The 21611-nt window shown below is 38.4% G+C and carries 23 protein-coding genes; 11 read left to right on the top strand and 12 right to left on the bottom strand.

Going from position 1 to position 21611, the window contains the following annotated elements; all coding sequences use genetic code 11:
• Positions 1–157: 157 nt before the first annotated feature.
• The 6 genes from AAC026_RS14095 to AAC026_RS14070 all read right to left on the bottom strand — a co-directional run bounded on the left by AAC026_RS14095 (position 158) and on the right by AAC026_RS14070 (position 7212).
• On the bottom strand, positions 158–1813 hold the full coding sequence (locus AAC026_RS14095; protein ID WP_339699184.1) for a sensor histidine kinase: 1656 nt from the start codon (positions 1811–1813) through the stop codon (positions 158–160).
• A 4-nt stretch (positions 1814–1817) separates the two neighbouring features.
• Complete coding sequence (locus tag AAC026_RS14090; protein ID WP_339606893.1) at positions 1818–2453, bottom strand: response regulator transcription factor; 636 nt, start codon at positions 2451–2453, stop codon at positions 1818–1820.
• Between the two features lie 115 nt (positions 2454–2568).
• Entirely contained in the window at positions 2569–5208 is a 2640-nt protein-coding gene (locus tag AAC026_RS14085; protein ID WP_339699181.1) for an ABC transporter permease, read from the bottom strand.
• Positions 5195–5542 (bottom strand): PadR family transcriptional regulator, encoded by a 348-nt coding sequence (locus tag AAC026_RS14080; RefSeq protein ID WP_339699178.1) that lies wholly within the window; start codon positions 5540–5542, stop codon positions 5195–5197. The genes AAC026_RS14085 and AAC026_RS14080 overlap by 14 nt, the downstream gene beginning before the upstream one ends.
• A gap of 156 nt (positions 5543–5698) precedes the next feature.
• Complete coding sequence (locus tag AAC026_RS14075) at positions 5699–6634, bottom strand: glyoxylate/hydroxypyruvate reductase A (RefSeq protein WP_339699175.1); 936 nt, start codon at positions 6632–6634, stop codon at positions 5699–5701.
• On the bottom strand, positions 6616–7212 hold the full coding sequence (locus AAC026_RS14070) for a DNA-3-methyladenine glycosylase (RefSeq protein ID WP_339699173.1): 597 nt from the start codon (positions 7210–7212) through the stop codon (positions 6616–6618). Before AAC026_RS14070 ends, AAC026_RS14075 begins: the two co-directional genes overlap by 19 nt.
• Positions 7213–7348: 136 nt before the next feature.
• Here AAC026_RS14070 and AAC026_RS14065 point away from each other — a divergent pair, with 136 nt between their 5' ends.
• From AAC026_RS14065 to AAC026_RS14045, 5 genes are all read left to right on the top strand, one after another.
• A complete protein-coding gene (locus AAC026_RS14065) occupies positions 7349–7888 on the top strand; it encodes a DUF2911 domain-containing protein (RefSeq protein WP_339699171.1) in 540 nt (179 codons plus the stop codon).
• A 144-nt stretch (positions 7889–8032) separates the two neighbouring features.
• Complete coding sequence (locus AAC026_RS14060; protein ID WP_339606887.1) at positions 8033–8878, top strand: DUF2911 domain-containing protein; 846 nt, start codon at positions 8033–8035, stop codon at positions 8876–8878.
• A gap of 302 nt (positions 8879–9180) precedes the next feature.
• Positions 9181–9459, top strand: a complete 279-nt coding sequence (locus AAC026_RS14055; RefSeq protein ID WP_053222081.1) for a co-chaperone GroES — start codon at positions 9181–9183, stop codon at positions 9457–9459.
• Between the two features lie 30 nt (positions 9460–9489).
• Positions 9490–11124: a chaperonin GroEL gene (groL, locus tag AAC026_RS14050; protein WP_339699169.1), complete on the top strand. Its 1635-nt coding sequence runs from the start codon at positions 9490–9492 to the stop codon at positions 11122–11124.
• A 155-nt stretch (positions 11125–11279) separates the two neighbouring features.
• A complete protein-coding gene (locus AAC026_RS14045) occupies positions 11280–11759 on the top strand; it encodes a hypothetical protein (protein ID WP_339699166.1) in 480 nt (159 codons plus the stop codon).
• A 513-nt stretch (positions 11760–12272) separates the two neighbouring features.
• On the opposite strand, the gene AAC026_RS14040 is transcribed toward AAC026_RS14045, so the two are convergent.
• Entirely contained in the window at positions 12273–13583 is a 1311-nt protein-coding gene (locus AAC026_RS14040; protein WP_339699163.1) for a hypothetical protein, read from the bottom strand.
• Between the two features lie 350 nt (positions 13584–13933).
• On the opposite strand from AAC026_RS14040, the gene AAC026_RS14035 reads away from it, so the two are divergent.
• From AAC026_RS14035 to yidD, 4 genes are all read left to right on the top strand, one after another.
• On the top strand, positions 13934–14884 hold the full coding sequence (locus AAC026_RS14035; RefSeq protein WP_339699160.1) for a calcium/sodium antiporter: 951 nt from the start codon (positions 13934–13936) through the stop codon (positions 14882–14884).
• Between the two features lie 98 nt (positions 14885–14982).
• Positions 14983–15555: a hypothetical protein gene (locus AAC026_RS14030; RefSeq protein ID WP_339699157.1), complete on the top strand. Its 573-nt coding sequence runs from the start codon at positions 14983–14985 to the stop codon at positions 15553–15555.
• Positions 15556–15576: 21 nt separating this feature from the next.
• Positions 15577–15786 (top strand): hypothetical protein, encoded by a 210-nt coding sequence (locus AAC026_RS14025; protein ID WP_339606881.1) that lies wholly within the window; start codon positions 15577–15579, stop codon positions 15784–15786.
• Between the two features lie 60 nt (positions 15787–15846).
• Entirely contained in the window at positions 15847–16086 is a 240-nt protein-coding gene (gene yidD / locus AAC026_RS14020; RefSeq protein ID WP_339606880.1) for a membrane protein insertion efficiency factor YidD, read from the top strand.
• Between the two features lie 2 nt (positions 16087–16088).
• On the opposite strand, the gene AAC026_RS14015 is transcribed toward yidD, so the two are convergent.
• On the bottom strand, positions 16089–16679 hold the full coding sequence (locus AAC026_RS14015) for an HD domain-containing protein (protein ID WP_339606879.1): 591 nt from the start codon (positions 16677–16679) through the stop codon (positions 16089–16091).
• 78 nt (positions 16680–16757) lie between these two features.
• Here AAC026_RS14015 and AAC026_RS14010 point away from each other — a divergent pair, with 78 nt between their 5' ends.
• Positions 16758–17330 (top strand): Crp/Fnr family transcriptional regulator, encoded by a 573-nt coding sequence (locus tag AAC026_RS14010; RefSeq protein ID WP_339606878.1) that lies wholly within the window; start codon positions 16758–16760, stop codon positions 17328–17330.
• Here AAC026_RS14010 and AAC026_RS14005 read toward each other — a convergent pair.
• Positions 17327–18067: a membrane or secreted protein gene (locus AAC026_RS14005; protein ID WP_339606877.1), complete on the bottom strand. Its 741-nt coding sequence runs from the start codon at positions 18065–18067 to the stop codon at positions 17327–17329. The two genes, AAC026_RS14010 and AAC026_RS14005, sit on opposite strands and share 4 nt — an antisense overlap.
• 206 nt (positions 18068–18273) lie before the next feature.
• On the opposite strand from AAC026_RS14005, the gene AAC026_RS14000 reads away from it, so the two are divergent.
• Entirely contained in the window at positions 18274–18942 is a 669-nt protein-coding gene (locus AAC026_RS14000; protein WP_339606876.1) for an MCP four helix bundle domain-containing protein, read from the top strand.
• A gap of 30 nt (positions 18943–18972) precedes the next feature.
• Here AAC026_RS14000 and surE read toward each other — a convergent pair whose 3' ends face one another.
• From surE to ribB, 3 genes are read right to left on the bottom strand one after another with little or no spacing between them, the layout of a single operon-like run.
• The gene (gene surE, locus AAC026_RS13995; protein ID WP_339606875.1) at positions 18973–19749 is read right to left on the bottom strand and encodes a 5'/3'-nucleotidase SurE; all 777 of its coding nucleotides are present in this window, start codon (positions 19747–19749) and stop codon (positions 18973–18975) included.
• Positions 19750–20388 carry a hypothetical protein gene (locus AAC026_RS13990; RefSeq protein WP_339606874.1) on the bottom strand — a complete coding sequence of 213 codons (639 nt, stop codon included), beginning with the start codon at positions 20386–20388 and terminating at the stop codon, positions 19750–19752.
• Between the two features lie 42 nt (positions 20389–20430).
• Entirely contained in the window at positions 20431–21591 is a 1161-nt protein-coding gene (gene ribB, locus AAC026_RS13985; RefSeq protein ID WP_339606873.1) for a 3,4-dihydroxy-2-butanone-4-phosphate synthase, read from the bottom strand.
• Between the last annotated feature and the right edge of the window lie 20 nt (positions 21592–21611).

The following is a 21611-nucleotide window of genomic DNA, read 5'->3' as shown; positions in this document are numbered from 1 at the left end:
AACAACTTAGAAAGGGTTTGTATGACTCCGAAATTCTGAGACATGTATATAAAATCTAATTGTATACTCTTTCTCTGGATTTGAAGTATGAATAAGAAACTGCAAGCGTTTTTCACTTGTAATCAAGTGATTGAAAGATAAGGGGTAACCTAAATTACTACTTCGGGATTTCAAGTATAATGCGCGTTCCTACCCCTCCCGATAGAATCCGTACTTTCCCATTGAGCATCGTAATTCTTTCCTGAATTGTTTTTAAACCCAATGAATCCCTTCTTTTTACCTCAACCTCTGGTTTAAATCCATGACCATTATCCTGAATCGTAACAATTACATTGTTCTCTTTATAATCTATAGAGAGTTTGGCTGAAGTGGCATTTGAATGTTTTAGCACGTTGTTAAATGCTTCTTGGACAATTCGATATATATTCAATTGATCATCAGGAGAGAATAAGCTATCAATCTCTATAAGTTCAGTAGAGAAAAAAATATCTGTATTCTCATCGAGCTTACGGATCATTTCTTCTAAAGCAGCTTTTAGCCCTAGTCTATCTAAAATTGCGGGGTGTAAATCACGAGTAATACTTCTTACTTCTTCGAGTGTGGAAGCTACAGTGTCAACTATTGCTTGCTTACCTTCCATTTTTGCCTGATTCTTTAGCAAAATAAGTTGTTGCCCAACACTGTCATGAAGTTCATTAGATATTCTCTTTCGCTCTTCTTCTACGTTCTTAATCAAATCTCGAGCAAACACCTTTTGAAGTTCAATACCATTCCGTGAAGATTGGCGCGACTTCCATAGATAGATGATTAAGGCAGTCACAAAAATCATAAGTAAAATAAAAGTAAACAGCTGATTTTTCAATTGACTCTCTTTTTCAAACAAGTCGATTTTTGATTGTTGGCTTGTTATTGTGAGCTCCTTCTTTTCGGTCTCATATTCGGTGGTTAACGATAATAATTCCTGCCCCACTTGTGCATTAAAAAGTGAATCCTTCGCTCCCATCCACAGTTTCTGATAGTAAAATGCCTTATCATACTCATTCTTGCTTTCATACAGCTCAGCCAATAGCTCATAAGCCCCAATTACACTAGGGTCTGTCGAACGTATTGCATCAAATGTTAATGACTTTTCAATATAAGCAATGGCCTCCTCTGGCTTACCTTGCTTCTTTTTCAAACTACCTAAATCATAATATCCAGCCTGCTGTGTTGATGTTCTTCCTATACTCTCGCCAGTCTTAATTGAAAATAACAAATACTCTTCTGCCTTTGCGTAATCTCCATTTAGTAGGTAGTGATCGGAAAGATTATTATAGGCACTCCCCTGAACTCTAGCGTCTCCAATTTCAATAGCTTTCAGAAGATAGCTCACCTTGAGGGAATCCTTAGCAGGGTAAGTAAGGGACAGGTTATTATAGCTTTTAGCAACTCCAAAATTATCTCCTGCCTTCTGATAATAGCCACTACTTTTGCTCCAATGTTCTCTGGCTTGATCCAATAAGTCGCGATTATAATAAAAACCACCTAAAGCATTATGAACGTCTGCCAGCTTAGTGAATTCTGTGGTGGTTTCATAAATCCTTAAGGCTCTGAATAATAAACTGGGAGTTTCACTCACATCCCGCATTATTCCAAAAGTGTTCATTTCGTAGATAGCAAAACATAAATCTGCTACCACAAGTGAATCTGTAGCGGTAGAGAGCTCTCGCTTAAGGCTATCGAGCTCTTGATGTACTTCATTGGAGTTCTGCCCAAGTATTACCCCCTCAGTTAGTAGAATTAAGACAACTATTTTAAACAAATAAGTTCTCACCACACTAATTTAACAGGTGTTTGTTATGCAAAACCCAAGCAATTAATCCATTCGGTTTACCTTCTAAATCTAACTTTTGAATAACATTACTCCGGTGCTTCTCTACAGTTCTTTCTGAAATAAAAAGCCTATCTGCAATCTCCCTTGTAGATTGGTTTGCAGCTATAAGCTTGAGTATTTTTCGCTCTGAAGGAGTCAGTGCTTCTACTTTTTCTATAGATGACTGAGCAAACTTTACGTCTTTTAACTGGAAAGCGCTACTAAAGTACTGCCCTCCATTTGCCACCTCCTTAATACAGGCTTCTATTTCTTCCAAAGCATCTTCTTTTAACAAGTAACCTGACACATTCAGGCTCTTGGCTCTAGCTATAAACTCTATTTCTTTATGATATGAAAGGATAATAAACTTAGTCTCGTAACCCTTTTCCATACAGTATTTGGCTACAGAAAGCCCATCCATATGTGGCATTTCAATATCTAGAATAGCAATTTGAGGATTAAGTTCGGTAATTAAACTCAAAACTGCACTTCCGTCACAGGCTGTTCCCAAAACATTAAATCCTTTGGCTTTTAAAGCTGTATTTAGTCCTTGCAATAGTAAAGGGTGGTCATCAGCCAAAACTAGGGTTACCTTATTCATTTAAAATTGAGTATTTGGAACGTGAAGATAACCCTTATGCATAACATGTAACAATACGTAGCGCTACGTATTGTTACATGTTATGCACTTATAAGTGGATTTTTCAGCAACTATATCACTCGCTCCTCAGCGCTTTAACAGGGTTGCTCGTAGCGGTTTTTACCGACTGAAAACCTACTGTAAGCCAAGCGATCACGGTAACGAGAATAACAGGGACTAAAAACAGCAAGGGGTTATTAATGTTAATTTGGTAGGCAAATGTGGCTAACCAATCTTGCATAATCCAGTAGCCAGTTGGAATGGCAATTAAAGAGCCTATAGCCACTAGTTTAGTAAAGTCTGATACCACAAGCATGGTTAAACTTTTAACAGACGCTCCAATTACTTTTCTTACGGCTATTTCCTTTCTTCTTCTTTCTAAAGTAAATGCTGCCAAAGCGAATAATCCCAAACAAGCAATGGCAATGGCCAAGCCTGAAGAAACGGTAAATAGCTTTCCAAATCTTCGTTCTTCTTCATAAAGTGAGTTGAATGAATCATCGAGGAAAACAAAATCGAAGGGTTCATCTTGCACCATAGCATTCCATTCTGACTCTACTTGTTTTACAGTTTCGGCAAAATTACCCGTTACTTTAAGCGATAAGAAGTTAGCTCCATACCATTCTCCTTCCGTCCGCCCGTCTTCAAACATTCTTCTTAAGATTAGGGGTTCAATGGAACGCTTTAAGCTGGCATAATTAAAGTCTTTTACCACACCAACTATAGTATAATCCTCACTATCTCCCCTAGATACTTTCTTACCAATTACATCTTCAAAGCCCAATTCCTTTTTGGCACTTTCGTTGATTACTACGGCAGCGGAATCGGATGCCAAATCATTTGAATAGAACCGCCCTTCTACCAATTGTAAGCCCATGGTTTTCAAAAAGTCATCGGTGGTAAACATATTCATCAGGTCGAAAGACCGAGGGTTGTCTTCAACTGTTGAATATCCCCAATCTGCAACACTGCTGGATACATATTGATTGGTAAGTGTAAGTGATTCTATATTCGGTTTTTGAATTAGTTGATTTTTAAAGGCAGATAATTTTTCTCTTAACAGTCCCGTGTTTTTTACCACCATAATCTGCTCTGGCTCAAAACCCAATTTTTTATTGCCCATAAACCTTAGCTGAGAAAACACCACCATAGTGCTAATGATCAAGAAAATGGAAATAGCAAACTGAAATGCTACCAATCCCTTTCTCAAAAACACATTTCCTCCACCTGCTTTGTTTTCTCCTTTTAGTGCCTTAAGTGGTTTGAAACCAGAAAGATAAAAAGCTGGGTAACTCCCTGCAAAAAGCCCAACTACGAGTACAAGGCCAAACAATAAAAACAACGTGCTTGGTGCTAATAAATCCGTATAACTAAAATTTCGATTGGCCAATTCATTAAAACCACCAAGAAACAGGCTGGCCAATCCCATTGACAGGATCATGGCTAAAACACTGATCATCATGGACTCCACCAAAAATTGATAAACCAACTGATTGCGCCTAGAACCCAATACTTTGCGCATCCCAACTTCTTTTGAGCGAGCGGCCGATCGGGCGGTAGAAAGATTCATAAAATTGATGCTAGCTATTAACAGAATGAAAACTGCCACGGCAGAAAATATGTACACATTGTTAATATTTCCTTGCGAACCTAAAGCCATATGTGGGAAATACAGGTGAAGGTCTTTCATTGGTTTTAAAGTGAAAGTCCGCTCCCTTCCACCGTCCGCTAAGTATTCTTCATAATTAGTGTGTCCTGTATATTTTACTAAATCAGGGCCCACATATTTAGCAACAAAATCTGGATATTTGGCTTCTACAGACTCAGGCGTGGCGCCCGCCACCAGTTTGGTATAAGTAAAGAAGTTATTTCCAGTCCAGTTGCCTACAGTAATCCAGCTTTCATGTGGAAAAGATTCAATGAAATTATAATGGAAATGGGTGTTCTTAGGCGGATCGGCCACCACACCAGTTACTTTTATTGAGTTCCCATTAACGGTAATCAACTGACCATAGGCCTCTTGCTTAGGAAAAAGCTTGCTAGCTAAACCTTCAGTCAATACAATTGAATTTGGCTCAGTCAATGCTTTATCTGGGTTTCCCTCTATAAACTGTACAGTGAAAACTTTATGAAAAGTAGAATCGGCTGAAAAACCTTCCTGCTCTTTAAATATCTGATTATTGACCTTAAAAGTCTGATCGAAAGGACCCGACAAACGAACGACCTCTTCTATTTCAGGGAAATCCATTTTGGATTGAGCTCCTAATCGAGCGGGTGTGTATTGCCCCCCCTGACCATTGGCAATCCGATAAACACGGTCTACATCTTTATGGAAATTGTCGTAACTAAGCTCATTAGTAATGTAGAGCATGATGAGCAAACAGGCCGCTAAACCTAATGAAAGCCCTGAAATGTTGATTATGGAAAAGAACTTTTGGCGAACCAAACTCCTGACCGAGATTTTGAAATAGTTTTTGAACATGGCAATGTTGTTTAATGAGTTAATATCTTCTAGACCTTTGATATATTTTGGACGGAAGAACCGAAGCACATCCCATCCGAATTTGCGTTTTGCTGCCTTTAAACCCTCTGTTTCAACTCTTTTATAAAATAGTTCATAGGCATCTCCTTCAATGATTTCCCTCACGCGTGACTTGCAATACAATTGTAAAAACCAAAGTGCCCAGCGTGGTGGATTGTGATCAAATTGAGGCATATTGATTCAGACCAAAATCTATGTTTGGAATTTGTTCGTGTAGTCGATTACGCTGTTCGCGCACAAAATTGAGGGCCTTATTTCCTGCAACAGTTACGGTGAAAAATCGCTTTCTTCTACCTCCCCTTTCATTTGTGGCTCCGCCAACTTCAGATTTCAGAAAGTCCTTACTTTCTAATCGATCTAAAGCCGAATGAACTGCGCTAATGTTGATTTTACGTCCAGTTTGGGCTTCAATTTCTTCCATTACACTAATGCCGTAAGCATTGTCATTTAGAATAGCCACGATGAGTAAAACCAGTTCTTCAAACTCTCCTAGGTTAATTCTTTGCATCTGTTTTTATTAGTTTCACAATAGTAAATGAAATAGATATGTTTCACTATTGCAAATGAAATAAACAAAGGATGAATTGAATCGGGAAATTAGAGGAGTGAATTGGGCGTTTGATATCAGTCAACAGTCGATTGACTATTGACTATTGACTAAAATTCAGTAGCCTCTATTCAGATCGACTTGGTGTAATAATGGTGTTTTTCTAATCAACCTTTCAACGTTTTCTTTAAGAAGGTTAAGGGCTGATTCGGGTGAGGTTACGCTGGCCACATGAGGGGTAATTGTTATCTTATCGTGCGCCCAAAATGGATGATCGCTCGGTAGCGGCTCTTGGTGGAACACGTCTAACATAGCACCAGAAAGGTGGTTTTCATCAATAAGTTTTAGCAAATCATGATCAACTAAGTGATTTCCCCGCGCTACATTAATCAAGTAACAACCTTTTGGTGTTTTCCTCAGCAGGTCATAATTCAAAATGCCAATCGTTTTGGGAGTGATGGGCAGTAAATTCACCAAAACATCTAGTTCAGAAAGAAACGTATCAAGATGATTTTCATCATAACATTTCACCCCTTCAATCTGCTTTTGAGTTCTAGAATAACCCGAAACCTCAAAACCTGCCGAATAAAGTTGTTTCGCTAAATGTCCGCCAAGCTCACCAAGCCCCATTACCCCTACTCGGAGTTTATTGTAGGTAATGCGTTTCCAGTGAGACTTTTGTTGGTTCTGCTGAAGCAATCTGAAACTTCTTTGATGCATGATTACGCCCATCATCACATAATTGGTCATGTCGGTAGTTAAGTTTGGGTCTACAATTCGAGTGATGGGAATATTTCTAGGAATTTGAGGGTCTGTCATTAAATGGTCTACTCCTGCCCCGAGGGAACTGATCCATTTTAAATTGGGCAGCCTTTTAATCACTCCTTCCGCCAAAGGCTTCCAAACAAAAAGTGCTTCTACATTAGTTAAATCCTCTTCCGTAGGCCAAACATGAATTTTGCCTACCAATTCCGACTGGCTTAATCCTTCAATCCATGCTTTAGGATCCCATACTGAAGTTGAAAGTAAAATATCTATTTTTTGCTTACCCATTTTGAATCTTTAATGTAAAATCGCCAAGGTTTCAATGCGTCTTCTTCCGCATAATCCACCCCTATTCGTGTACTTGTAATTATTTGCTCTTCAGAAACTTCGGGTTGGTCTTCAATCCATATTTCATTTCCCAAAAGGCTAAGTCCGTTATGAGTTTTAGTATCTAAACCCAAAGCCTTACCTACATTTCCTGGGCCCGAAGTTAGTGCTTTGGTCAACTTATCAAACCCTCTTCTTTCAAGCATGGCATCAATTCCTTCGATCGGTTCAAATGCCCTAATCAAAACTGCATCGGCCTGCTCTTCTACATTCGATACAATGTTAATCATATGATGAATTCCATAACAGAGATAGACATAAGCATGACCTCCCGCTCCGTACATTACTTCTGTTCTTGGAGTACGAAGTCCGTTATTTGCATGGCAGGCTTTGTCGTTTCTACCCGAATACGCCTCAACTTCAGTGATAAAACCAGCGGTAATCACTCCGTTAAAGTTGGTAACGAGCTTTTTAGCCAAAAGCTTCTTGGATAAAACCTCAACATTACTCTCTTCGTAAAATTTCCGTGTTAATTGCATTAAATGAAATATTACTGACCAAACACCACTTTAATCCTTTGCTTCAAATCAATTATAAGGAACCTAAAACAAGAAATTCAGTTTAGTCTACAGAATCAAAATTCGATTTTAAAAATTAAAAACTAAATTTATAGCTATGAAAAGAACACTGACCCTAATTGTAATGCTTGGCCTTTTTGTCTTTACTCAAAACGCCTTTGCTCAAAAACCAGCCGCCAGTCCATTGGCTACGGTAAAACAAATGATTGGAACTACCGAAATGGAATTGGTATACAGTCGCCCTAGCCTTGATGGCAGAGATGTAAACGAATTGGTAAACTCCCTGAACAATGGAGTATGGCGCACGGGCGCAAATACAAACACCATTATTGGCTTTGATAAAGATGTAATGATTAAAGGTAAACCAATCAAAGCTGGACGCTATTCATTATGGACTGTACCTGGAGATACTACTTGGAAAATTATTATTAGCAGCATTACAGACAAGTGGGGTACTGCCTACGATAGCTCTGGTGATGTTTTAAGCTTTTTCACTCCTGTAACAAAAACGTCTAATAAAGTAGAGACATTCGTGATCAACCTTACTGACTTCGACAAAAACTCTAAAGACAAAGGAAATATCGAATTGGCTTGGGGAAATCTTTCAGTGAAATTTCCAGTGAAAGTGAATAACTAAATCACACTAAAAAAGTATAAGAGAAGGTCGGCCATTAAGGTTCGACCTTTTTTTATGTGTTGTTGAACTTAATTAAGGGAAAACGAATTGCTGAACTGTTACCTAGTAATCATTTATATTTGAACCGAACAAACACAAAACCTCATGAGAAAATATTCATTCGCCCTAGCTGCTCTTTTGATAAGTGCAATGGCCATTGCCCAAATTAAAATGCCCCCTGCAAGCCCAACTTTTGAGTTGAAAGGTACTGTAGGATTGGCCGATGTTAAAGTAGTGTATTCTAGACCTAGCGCTCGCGGCCGACAAGTAGCTGGCGTATTAATTCCTTACAACGAAGTATGGAGAACAGGTGCCAATGCTTCTACTAAAATTACTTTTAGCGAAAGTGTAAAACTGAATGGCAACCCTGTGCCTGCTGGTACTTATGCGCTTTACACCCAGTTTACCGAAGAAACTGCAACCATTATTTTGAGTAAAAACCTTACTTGGTGGGGTGCCATTGGTTATGATAAAAAAGACGACCTTTTAAGGTTTGATGTACCTGTAAAACACCCTAGCAGCATGTACGAAACCTTTACCATTAGTTTTTCAGATTTCACCATGAACTCTGCCAACCTAAACATGAAATGGGAACATACTAAAGCAATGTTTACTATCGAATCAGATGTGGACAGCAAAGTAATGGCTGACATTAAAGCGCAAGTAATTGACAAAAACCCTTCAAATGCAGGTGTATACTTTCAAGCGGCTGGTTACTATTACGACACCGAGCGTGATTCAAAATTAGCCTTAGAATGGGTAAACAAAGCAATTGCAGGTAGTAATGAAGAGCAATATTGGGTAATTCATCTTAAAGCCAAATTACAGGCTAGATTAGGGATGAACAAAGAAGCCATTGCTTCGGCACAAAAATCAATGGCATTGGCCAAAACTGGTGGAAACCCTGATTATGTGAGATTGAATGAGAAGTTAATTGCTTCGCTGAAGTAAGATTTCTACAATCATAAAATATAGAAGGAGGTGGCCGTAATGGTTACCTCTTTTTTGTTTTGTGGTATTGGGTAAGAAAGTAAAGAACAGCCAGAATATTTCTTTACCTGACAGTACGGCCTACCTACCAATGGGCTTATCAATGCAAAGCCTGACAAAATTATATTCTTGTCATTACCGGAAAGCCGCATCCGACATAAACTGTGACAAGAACCTGACAAAACTTCATATTTAGGGATTGGCACATTTAATGCAAATGGGCTCCTCGACAAATTGTTTTAACACTTAACTATTTATAGAAAATGTCAAAAGTAAACATCACTCCATTAGCCGACAGAGTTCTAGTAGAACCTGCCGCTGCTGAAGAAAAAACTGCTTCTGGTTTAATCATTCCCGACACTGCGAAAGAAAAACCACAAAAAGGTATTGTAGTAGCAGCTGGAGCTGGAAAAAAAGATGAGCCTTTAACTGTAAAAGTTGGCGACACTGTATTATACGGTAAATATGCTGGTACTGAAATTTCAGTAGAAGGTAAAGACTACTTGATCATGAGAGAGTCTGACATTTTTGCAATTGTTTAATCAAATCAGAAATTAAAAATCTAAAATAAAATGGCTAAAGAATTATTCTTTCGTAATGACGCTAGAGACCGTCTGAAAAAAGGTGTTGACACCTTGGCAGATGCTGTAAAAGTAACATTGGGTCCAAAAGGTAGAAACGTAATCATCGACAAAAAATTCGGTGCTCCTACTGTAACTAAGGATGGTGTTTCTGTAGCAAAAGAAATCGAGCTAAAAGAGCCAATCGAAAATATGGGTGCTCAGTTGGTTAAAGAAGTTGCTTCTAAAACTGCTGATAGCGCTGGTGACGGTACTACTACTGCCACTGTTCTTGCTCAATCAATCTTCAACATTGGTATTAAAAACGTTGCCGCTGGTGCAAACCCAATGGATTTGAAAAGAGGTATCGACAAAGCGGTTTCAGCTGTTGTTGCTAACCTTCAAAGTCAATCAAAATCAATCCAGAACTCTAACGAGATCAAGCAAGTAGCTACCATTTCTGCCAACAACGATGAAGAAATCGGGCAAATGATTGCTGATGCGATGGACAAAGTAGGTAAAGACGGTGTAATCACTGTTGAAGAAGCCAGAGGTACTGAAACTGAAGTAAAAACTGTAGAAGGTATGCAGTTTGACAGAGGTTATCTTTCTCCATACTTTGTTACTAACACAGAGAAAATGGAAGTAGAGATGGACAATCCTTACATCTTGATCTACGACAAAAAAATCTCTTCAATGAAGGAATTACTTCCAATCCTAGAGCCAGTAGCTCAAAGCGGAAAGCCTTTATTGATTATTTCTGAAGATGTAGATGGCGAAGCCCTTGCAACTTTGGTAGTAAACAAAATCAGGGGTTCTCTCAAAATTGCTGCGGTTAAAGCTCCTGGCTTTGGCGACAGAAGAAAAGCAATGTTGGAAGACCTTGCCATCTTAACTGGTGGAACTTTAATTTCTGAAGAAAGAGGTTACAAGTTAGAAAACGCTACCATGGAGTACCTTGGTACTGCTGAAAAAGTGAATATCGACAAAGACAACACTACCATTGTAAATGGTGCTGGAACTGAAGCCGATATCAAAGCAAGAGTAGCGCAAATCCAACAACAAATTGAAAACACTACTTCTGATTACGACAGAGAGAAGTTGCAAGAAAGACTTGCAAAACTTGCTGGCGGTGTGGCCATCCTTTACATTGGAGCTGCTACCGAGGTAGAAATGAAAGAGAAAAAAGACAGAGTTGACGATGCATTGCACGCAACCAGAGCAGCCGTACAAGAAGGTGTAGTTGCTGGTGGTGGTGTTGCGCTTATCAGAGCAGCTGCTGCTTTAGATAGCGTAGAAACTGACAACGAAGACCAAGCTACTGGTGTAAACATCATTAGAGTGGCTATTGAGTCGCCATTAAGAACAATTGTTGCCAACTGTGGTGGTGAAGGTTCTGTGGTAGTAAACGAAGTGAAAAACGGTAAAGCGGATTACGGTTACAACGCTCGTACTGAAAAGTATGAAAACCTAATTGCTGCGGGTGTAATTGACCCAACTAAAGTAACTCGTTTGGCACTTGAAAATGCTGCTTCTATTGCTGCACTTCTATTGACTACTGAATGCGTAATTGCTGAAGAAGTTGAAGAAGGTGGCGGAATACCAATGCCTCCAATGGGCGGTGGCGGAATGGGCGGCATGATGTAATCGCGAAGCGATTAGTATTAAGTCCCTAGTTTAGGCAATAGTATCTAATATATAGAAAGAGCCTGATTCGAAAGAGTCAGGCTCTTTTGTGTTGGTTCTTATTGAAGTTTTGAGGAACTTTCTAATGTAAACGATTTCTAACAACCTATCCACTTATGCCTACAAAAGAAGAACTAGTTAAACTATATTCGACATTCTCAGATAAGAATCTTCTCGACATCATCAATAAAAATGATCAGTATACAACTGATGCTATTGGTGCGGCAATGGATGAAATAAATAAAAGAGATATTAAAAAAGATCAAGTTCAAGATTACATTGAAAAACAAATTGTTGAAGCTGAAATTTCAAATCACATTGCTAAAATTGAACTAACCTTTTTTGAAAAAATGAGATCTTTTTTTCTTTGGTTATTACCATTCTTTGAGTTTGCCAAGCGTATGAATATGCTGGAAGACGGGTTATACACTAAAATAAGGCAAAGCAAACTATTCTCAATCATTGGCTTTATAACATTTATGCTTACTGGAATATTAGCTGTCATATTCAACCATTCAAATTTTGAATCAATTTCAGTTTGGGTTCTCTTCTTCGCGATCACATTCATAATTGAAAAAAAAGTAAAATCTCACTAATCTTCTGACACGCCATTAACCCTCAATATATTGATAATCAAACCCTCTCTGTGTTCCTGAAAAAAATCCTTACGGGGATGACTAGAAAGCAAGCATAGCCGCTTTAGTCCATTATTAGCACTATTCTTTTTATCCTGAGTGGCAACGAAGGAACTAAACAAGAAACCAGCGCTCAAGCTTTTAGACCCTTCGTTACCTCAGGGAAGAAAATAAGCAGCGTACCTCTAATGATATTCTGTATTATAGAAATCACAACCTCTGTGTTCCTGAAAAAGATCCTTACAGGGATGACTAGAAAGCAAGCATAGCCGCCTTATTCCATTATTAGCACTCTCCTTTTTATCCTTAGTGGCAACGAAGGAACTAACCAGAAAGTCAGCATTCAATCTTAGTGTATAGAAACTCTAATTCAAAAATTGAAGAATGTTAAAAAAAGCCCTCCAAAAGAGGGCTTCGTATATATGAAACATCAAGCAAGCACAGGGCTTGACTCATATTATTTAGAGATTAGTTTTAGCTAATTGCGGCCTTTATTCCAGCCAACAGAGTAGTTCCTCCTGACGAGGTTACAGGGAACAACTCCTGTACGGGATAACTTACACTTGGGAAGGTTCCAAAGCTAACAATCGTAGCCCCCGTCATAGGCGAAAAGAGTATATTTCCACCTGATTCAGTTGGTGACTCAACCATGTTAGTGCCCCAGTTAGCGTTAAGTGTTGTCTCATCACTAAACTCATAAACACAATACCCAATCAGTAACGAATCGGTATGCCCTGTCACATAAGTTTCTATCTCCGTTACTATGTCTGTAACAATTGTAGTGTATTGAGTTTCTTGAGCACTTGCAGATACAATTCCTCCTCCTCTATTACTGCCTACTTCTGTAAGCATTAACGGCACAGTAAATTGTTGTCCTGGCCAGTTTAATGAATTCTTAGAATTTGCTGTCCATGAATCGTACTGTCCAATTGTAGATGATAGCTTGCTACCTGTTGTGTAAATATTCACACTGTTGTAATACCAACTAGCGTAAGAAGAAGCTGCGGTACTAAGTCCACTAACAGTGCTTTTAAAAGTAGTTTCACCACCCGACACTGTGCCATTAGGTAAGCTAGTACTATTTGTTACACCATTAACAATGGCCTGAAACCAATAACTTGGCGTTGCTGCCTCTGTCCCACCCTGATCTCCATCAGAGATAGGACTAGTGAATAGTAATCCACTGTCCGCACATTTTGCTTGTAGGTTTATTAGCCACCAGATCACACGTTTTAATCTGGAGGTAGGAGAAACGGGCCCGCTCGTTCCCTGTCCTACCATGTTATTCAAATCGATTTCGTTTCCTACAGAAAATGAGTGAACAGCTGAATGTATTGATCCGCTTACAGTAACACTACTGATAAAATTGGTAAGGTCACTTTGAATTCCAGTCGGTGCAGAACTAAATGAAAAACTATCATCTGGGTCTGTATTATCCCATGCATACTTATCGTCTGACAAAAAGTAATTAGATACAGGAACGATAACTTTCATTCCCAATGTACTTGCTCTATTCAATGCACTTATATGCCCATTGCCTTTGGTTCCATTCCAGCCTCGGGTTGGCCCCCAATTAAATAATCTAATCAGGTTCAGTCCAGCACTGCTGATAACTCCTAGGTCATCTCGATATTGATGAACTTGGCTCCCACTAGTTTCGCCCTTGTTCCACATTGCCTCAAAGGCATCATTGAAAAAATCGGAATCAGAGAATTGTCCTGGCTGACCAGGGCTCCAGCCTATCCATGTTGGGCTGTAATTCATTCCACGTAGTATTTTAGTCATAATCTTTTGGTTTTGATGATATTATAAATCTCTGGCTATTCAGCTCGATTCTAATAGAGCAAAAAAGGTAAATGACAGATACCCTAAAAGTGGTAGTCCAATGGGTTTAAAGAGGTAGCCCTTACTTGCTACCAAAATCTGCCATAGATAATTTAGCCTAGGTTTGTACTCGGTTAAAGCCTTAAAATCTGTTTTTTTTTAACAAAACACACACAGAAAGTAGACTTCTTGCTAAAAGGCTTTCATAAACAACTTAACTATCAAACTAAATCTCTAATTTTCATTTGTTTTAGAGATGAAAACTATTTTTCAAAAACTACGTTTTCGCTAATTCTCACTGTAGAAAATTGATGATCACTCAGATTTTATTGCTGGCCTTAGGCCTTGTATTGTTAATCACTGGCGCTAATGGCTTGGTAGATGGCGCCTCTGCCCTAGCCAAAAAGTTTAATGTATCAGACCTTGCCATTGGCCTTACTATTGTGGCCTTTGGTACTTCTGCTCCCGAATTGGTTGTCAATGTTTTTGCCTCTTATCAGGGGCATCAGGATATTGTTTTTGGTAATGTAATTGGCAGTAATAACTTCAACCTGTTTATCATTTTAGGGATTACAGGCTTAATCACTCCAATAGTGGTTCAATCGAGCACCATATGGAAAGAGATTCCTATTTCCTTCTTAGGCATTGTACTCGTTTACTTACTGACGCATCACTTTCTGGGTAGTGATAGTAATACTCTCACACGAGTGGACGGTTTTCTGCTACTATTGCTCTTCGGATTATTCCTTTATTATGTTTATAAACAATTAAAATCTGACCCTGTTGAAATAGAAGTCAAAGTCAATAATTACTCTAACCTAAAAATTTGGTGCTATGTCATATTTGGATTGGCAGGACTGGTTATTGGAGGAAGGCTTTTGGTAACTACTGCTGTAGATTTAGCCACTACTTTTGGTATGAGTGAGAAATTGATTGGACTAACCATTGTAGCGGCAGGAACATCTCTGCCAGAATTGGCCACATCTGTGGTGGCAGCACTTAAAAAGAATAGCGACATAGCCGTAGGGAATATTATTGGATCTAACATATTCAACCTATTTTTCATTTTGGCTACCTCAGCAGTTATTAAACCAATCGCTTACGATACTGTTTTCGATCTAGACATGTACATTTTAGCTGGTGGAACTTTACTTGTTTTCATTGCTATGTTTACTGGTAAAAAGAAAAAGCTCGACCGATGGGAGGCTGCAATACTACTAATCGGCTACCTTGGGTACATGGCGTATATCATTCAAAAATAATGGCCTGATAGACTCTTGAAATATTTTCGAGTTGTCTTTTCTCTTTCTGAATAGGTTAATTATTAAGTTTTCTGCAATTTTCAGAAAATAGAAAATCAATGAAAGAGGGCTTAATTAAAGATGCCTATGAAGCATTAATCAAAGAAATTCAAACAGTAATTACCATCTGCTATATTCTCACGGTGGGCATTGGAATGCTCTTCAATTATCAGCTTTATTCTGAGTTTGGCATCAATGTTTTCGATTATTCAGATGTTTTTGATTTCTTAATTGCTCCTTTTGCTGATTTCAAAATCTTATTATTCTCCGTGGCTTCCATAGGGTTTTCATCAATATTACTCCAAACCGACATTATCTGGAAAAAGAAATTCCCTAAATCATATTCAAAATCTAGCTTTGGTTTGGATAAAAAGCCTTGGTTTAACAGGTATCGATACATTGCATTTAGCTTTCTTTTCATAACCTATTTATACCTTTCTGCAGATGAATATGGCAATTATGCTAGCAGACAAATCAAGAAACAGACACCAGTCGAAATTCGCTTTTCAGACAACGAAGTAAAAACAGGTATTATGATTGGTAAGACTGCCAATGTTCTTTTTTTGTTAAATGATGAAAAAGTAACAGCCATTCCAATCACTTCGTTAGTAAAGGAGTTTGAAATCAAGTGAAATTTGTTCTAAAATTAATGCATGGAAAAAAGAGTGAAATTTGATTTTGAGATTTACTTCTCAAATGGAGGTAATTTAAAAGGAGAAGACTTTCGACTTGACATTGAAGGCGACTCCATTTCTGACGAGGAATTGGCAGATTATATTGTAGAAGATATGAGACTGTTGATGGTGGGTGAGGTTAAAATTTTAAGAAAAGTAATTTTTGAAGAAGCCCACAAACGGAAGTAACCTTACTTTTTCAATACAAATGAAGAAAACGCTATTTGCCCCAAACTCCTATCTTGCAGCATGAAGCGGATAATTTCTGCCATTTTCATATTTCCAATTCGCGTTTACCAATACGCCATTTCACCAATGCTAGGTGCCAATTGTAGATTTACTCCTACTTGTTCGGCTTATACTATTGATGCCATTAAAGAATGGGGAGCGCTGAAAGGAACATGGCTAGGGATAAAACGCTTCAGTAAGTGCCACCCTTGGGGTGGGCATGGTTATGACCCTGTTCCAAAAAAGGAACATAAGCATTAATTCTACAGGGTAAAATCGCCTTTTCTAAGTCCTTCATGGATCATATCTTCGGTATAGTCCCATATGGCACTTGAACCTTTCTGAATTCCATTGATCTTTTGAATAATGGTATTGAACTCAACATTGAACTCAGTCCAAGTGCCTCCATTATTTGAAAGGTTTTGCAAAACAGGCTCAAACCTATCTATAGCTTTGGCAAACTTTGATTCGTTGGTTTCTCCCATTTCAAACTCCTTCCAAACCATTATATACTCTTCCTTCTGATCTGTGGGTAACAATCCAAAAATTCTTTCCGCAGCAGAAAGCTCTTCAGCCCAATTGTCATGATTCTTTTTGGTGTCATATAGGAATGTATCGCCAGCATCAATTTCTACAATGTCATGAATCAGCACCATTTTAAGCACTTTAAGAACATCAATAGGTTCGTTTGAATGTTCGGCCAATACCATTACCATCATAGCCAAATGCCAACTGTGTTCAGCATCGTTCTCGTGCCTATCACTGTTAAAAAGCTTTGTTTTCCGTTGAATGTACTTCAATCGATCAATTTCATAAATAAACTCAATCTGACTTTTAAGTCTTTCTGTATTCATACTTCCTTTACTTTTATGTTTGCAAAGAACAATAGCCTGAGGGTTTAAAAAAAGGACAATTGTCCCGATCTATGTAGTATGATTCGAATTAATCAGGAATTCCTCGACTTCATTAACAAGTGCTCAACTCAATCAGGGTTTAAAGACCTAATTATTGAGCAGCAATACAAGCCTAAAGAGCTAATTATCAAACAAGAAAGTAAAGTATTAGATGTTTTTATTGTAAGGGAGGGAATAGCTAAATGTTATTTAACCGAAGATACAGGAAAAGATTTTGTTCAAGAGTTTTTTGGCGAAGGCCAAATTTTTGGAGAAGTAGAAATGTTTAATGATGAGTTTAGTTTTTGTTCTATCGAAGCGCTAACTCCTCTTTCTGTACTTAAAATTTCAAGAGAGAATTTCATCTATTTACTAAGTCAGAACAGAGAATTCAACTGGTTTATATTGAAGTTGTTGGCTTCTAAAATAAAGTATAAAGGCATTAGGCATTCTTTTAATCAATCGCATAGCACTGAGACTAACCTACAGAGGTTAGAGTCTCAATTCCCAGGTTTGTATGGTGTGATTCCCAAAAAAGATATAGCCAACTATTTGGGCATAACCGAACGCAACCTAAACAGGGCAATAAAAACCTTAAAAGAAAACAGTTAATTCTTCTCTATAATTTCACGAGGAGTCCACACCTCATAAATAGGACTTCCTGTACTACTTAATCCGCTGTGATGCCAAGCTTTGTCAACCACTTTGTAATCGAATTCCAATGAAGCTCCTACCCTGTTTACATCTCTTGAAAAGAACTCGATGTTTTCAGTATACTTTCCATCTACGGTAGTATAAGTACCACCACCCGTTCCAGAAAATTCACCAGTGTCTACATTATAGGCAATCCACTGAAACCTAGTTCCAGACAATATCTTCATGGTTTTTCTAGCTCTAATCGGGCGATTTACGATTTCTCCATTTTGTTGTCTTCCAGTAATCAAAAAAGCATTCGCTAAATCTCCTCCAGTTCCATTATCTACTCTTGTCCAAACCCTTTCATCACCCTTAAAAGTAAGTTTGTTTCCTTCAATCTTATACTCATAGGTTTCAGACTTGCCTACCATTTCAGAATCTTGTGTGTTGAATTCATAAGTCTGAACTATAGTATTTCCTTCTACCTTCCATGAGCCACCAGTGGTATAAATAAATGAGTTATCATCCGTATAATGGGCGGCTGAGCTTACATAGCCCCCACTTAAAATTGCCACGGCATGTACTTCTCTTCCATTATCATTTTTAAAGGTCGTTTCCCAAGCGCCTTTTAAAGCTTCAGGAGAGTAATCTGCTTCAATAGGGCCATACAAGCTAACTAGTACAAGTGCGAAAAGGGCAGTTAGAGTTTTCATAACATCAATATTTAGAGATAATCACAAGGTATTGAACGATAGACAGATAACCAACAGGTATAATTTAGAAGGTAGAAACTCAAGTAACTTTGATGTTTCTACAAAGAAACTTGTAGCAGCGCTACCGATAGCACCCATTTTCAACTCAGTTTCAAAACATATTTCGTATCATATAGCGTTTTTACTTCAAAGCAGAACGTAGGATTATGAAATGGACATATAGTATTAAAAATAAAATCACCGCTGCGGTACTTTTGGCGGCTATTATGATAATTACCTTGGCCAATAACCTTGTAGAACGAAGTCATTTTAAACAACTCGATGCTTCATTTGCTTCGATGTATGAAGATAGAATGCTTGTTGAAAGCTATATTTTCAAGCTATACGAAAACCTTCACAAGCGTCAAGCTTTGATTATAGAACCCGACCCTCAGAATGGATTTAAGCACTTAGAAACTAGGCTTTCAGACTCAAGAGCGCAAAGAAATCAACTGATTGAAAAGTACGCAACAACCTACCTTACACCTGAAGAAGAGGTTGAGTTTGAAAGATTGAAAGGTGTGGTTGAGAACATCGACAAGATTGAAAACCAACTTGTAGAGAATGAAACTTCTATCGATCAATTGCACCAATTAGTGAGCGACAATAATGAAACTACCACCAAGGCTTTCTCTAGTCTATCGGCCCTTTCTTCCATTCAAACTACAGAAGCGCAAACTATTCGTGAAGAGTCTGAAAAAATAATTCTGGGGAATATTACTATCTCTCAATTAGAAATGGCCATTTTAGTTATCATTGGTCTTTTTATTCAGGCACTGATCTTCTCTTCTAAATCATTAAAAACCACTGTAAAACAAAAGCCTCACTTGAATTAACTAGGGTAAAGAATAGAGTTGGTGCTATAATCAAATATCCCAATCATCATTGATTTGAGCAATACTATGATAGGCAGTCATATCGTACTGACAAGGCACAACAGAAACGTAATTATGGTCAACTGCCCAAACATCCGTGTCTTCTCCCTTATCGTTATTCACAAAATTTCCGGCTAGCCAAAAATAAGGCCTACCATATGGGTCTTTTCTCTGATCGAACTCTTCTTGCCAATGCGCTTTTGCTTGTCGGCACACTTTAATGCCTTTAATTTTCTCGTTTTGTTTAGGGGGAATATTCACATTCAAAGCCACATTTTTTGCCATTCCCTTTTCTAAAACCTCTTTAGCAATGTGTATAATTTGGTCAATAGCGTGGGAAAAATCCGCTTTTAAAGAAAAATCGGCCAAAGAATAACCAATGGATGGAAAGCCCTCTATTGCTCCTTCAATAGCGGCCGACATTGTACCTGAGTAGAGTACACTAATGGCCAAATTGCTTCCATGGTTTACACCACTCACAACCAAGTCAAGTGTTCTATCTTTGATCACAAAATGCTTGGCCAATTTAACGCAGTCGGCTGGAGTGCCAGAACATTTATAAGCTACCACCCCCAAGTCATCAAAAATATTGGTTTCAATAAGTCTTAGCGGATTTCCTATGGTAATGGCATGCCCCATTCCCGATTGTGGGCTATCTGGTGCTACAACTATTACTTCACCAATTTGGCACATGGCTTCAATAAGCACACGAATACCTTTTGAGGTAATACCGTCATCATTTGAAACAAGAATAAGAGGCTTTGACATTTAATTGATTTCTTCGTTGTAATGAAGCACCAATTTCGCAACATCTTCTATCTGGTCAAGCTTTAATTTCTCTTTTTTGACATATTTCTTCAATTCCGAGCGTGCTGCCCCAAACTCATACAATATGTCATTTCTTTTACCTGAAGACTCTCTTATTACACCATCTTCTTTAACAAAAAACATTTTATAGGCCAGATAACTTCTGCTTGTGTTAAAATTGGAATAATCTCGATACCTGTACCTGCTGTTGAAACTAGATGGTGTATTGTTATTTCTAATCACTACGTATTCCCTAACCAGTAATGTCATTTTCCCGGTAATAACTACTTCAAAAAAAACGGGACGTTTGTAATTGTTTTGAATAGCATAAGGAAGAGAGTAAAAGGTTCTTCTAAGGTTTATCGACTCTTGCAAAAACGAGAATGAAGCTACTTGGCTAGCATCGTAGGTTTCAGTGCGTTGCCCAATCTTCAACTGAAGGGTTTGTCTATCCAGATCGTATTTAACACTGCCTTGCTTAATACTGTTATCGGTCAAAGTAACTTGTCCATCATGCCATAGTTCGGATGGAAATACCTGAGCATTGGCACCAAAAACGATAAAGCTAAAAAGCACGAAAAGAAACACTGATAACTTCATATTTCACAAAGTTTTAATACTGGGTCGAAATCGCAGAAAACCCTAATGCTTATTCTTCTTTAATGTAACGTGTTCAACGATTTCGAGGCCATAACCAATAAGGCCAACACGTTTTGTAGGATGATTTGTTATCAAACGGATTTTAGATACTCCGAGGTCGCGTAAAATTTGAGCTCCAATTCCAAAGTCCTTCTGATCCATTTTCACTCCGAACTTACCTTCTTTTTGCTCCGAAGCTTTAATTGCTCTCAGCTCGTCTAATAAACGGGCTCCTCTTGCGCCTTGGTTCATATAGAGAACAATGCCCTTTCCCTCCTCTTCCAACATACGCATGGCATGCTTTATTGGATTGCCAGTGTCTCTATTGAAACCAAAAACATCGCCCAAAGTACTTGAGGAATGTACCCGCACCAAAACTGGCTCATCTTCTTTCCACTCTCCTTTTACTACAGCCAAATGCACTTCTTCGGTGTTTGTTTGCCTGAAAGCTTGAAGGTGAAAATCACCATAGTCTGTCGGTAAATCAACCGAGTCTACACGCTCAATAAGACTTTCCTTTTCTAAACGATAAGAGATCAAGTCTTCGATAGAGACAAGCTTCAAATTAAACTTTTCAGCTACCTTTTTAAGGTTTGGTAAACGCGCCATTGTGCCATCCTCATTCAGTATTTCTACCAAAACACCGCAAGCCTGCAAGCCCGCCAAACGTGCAAAATCAATAGCAGCTTCAGTGTGGCCCGTTCTTCTCAAAACACCACCTCTCTTTGCTCTTAGCGGGAAAATATGTCCTGGTTTGCCTAATTCCTCAGGTTTTGTGTTTGGATTTACCAATGCCTGAACCGTTTTAGATCGGTCGCTGGCAGAAATACCAGTGGTACAGCCGTGGCCAATTAAATCTATAGAAACGGTAAATGGAGTTTCATAGGCCGCTGTATTTGAACCTACCATTAACTCTAAGCCCAGTTCATCACAACGGTCTTCAATCACTGCTGCACAAATAAGCCCACGACCATGGGTAGCCATGAAATTGATAATCTCAGGAGTTATTTTTTCTGCGGCACAAATGAAATCACCTTCATTTTCACGATCTTCATCGTCTACCACAATAATTACTTCACCATTTTTTATAGCTTCAATGGCTTCTTCAATCGTATTCAATTGAATTTTATCTTTAGCAATATCAATTGTACTTGCTTCTGTCATGTTCTTTAACTCTCGAGGGT

Source organism: uncultured Roseivirga sp. (genome assembly GCF_963973945.1).
Taxonomy (GTDB): Bacteria; Bacteroidota; Bacteroidia; order Cytophagales; family Cyclobacteriaceae; genus Roseivirga.
The sequence above is the reverse complement of the archived record's forward strand: the minus strand, read 5'-3'. Positions and strand labels throughout refer to the sequence as shown.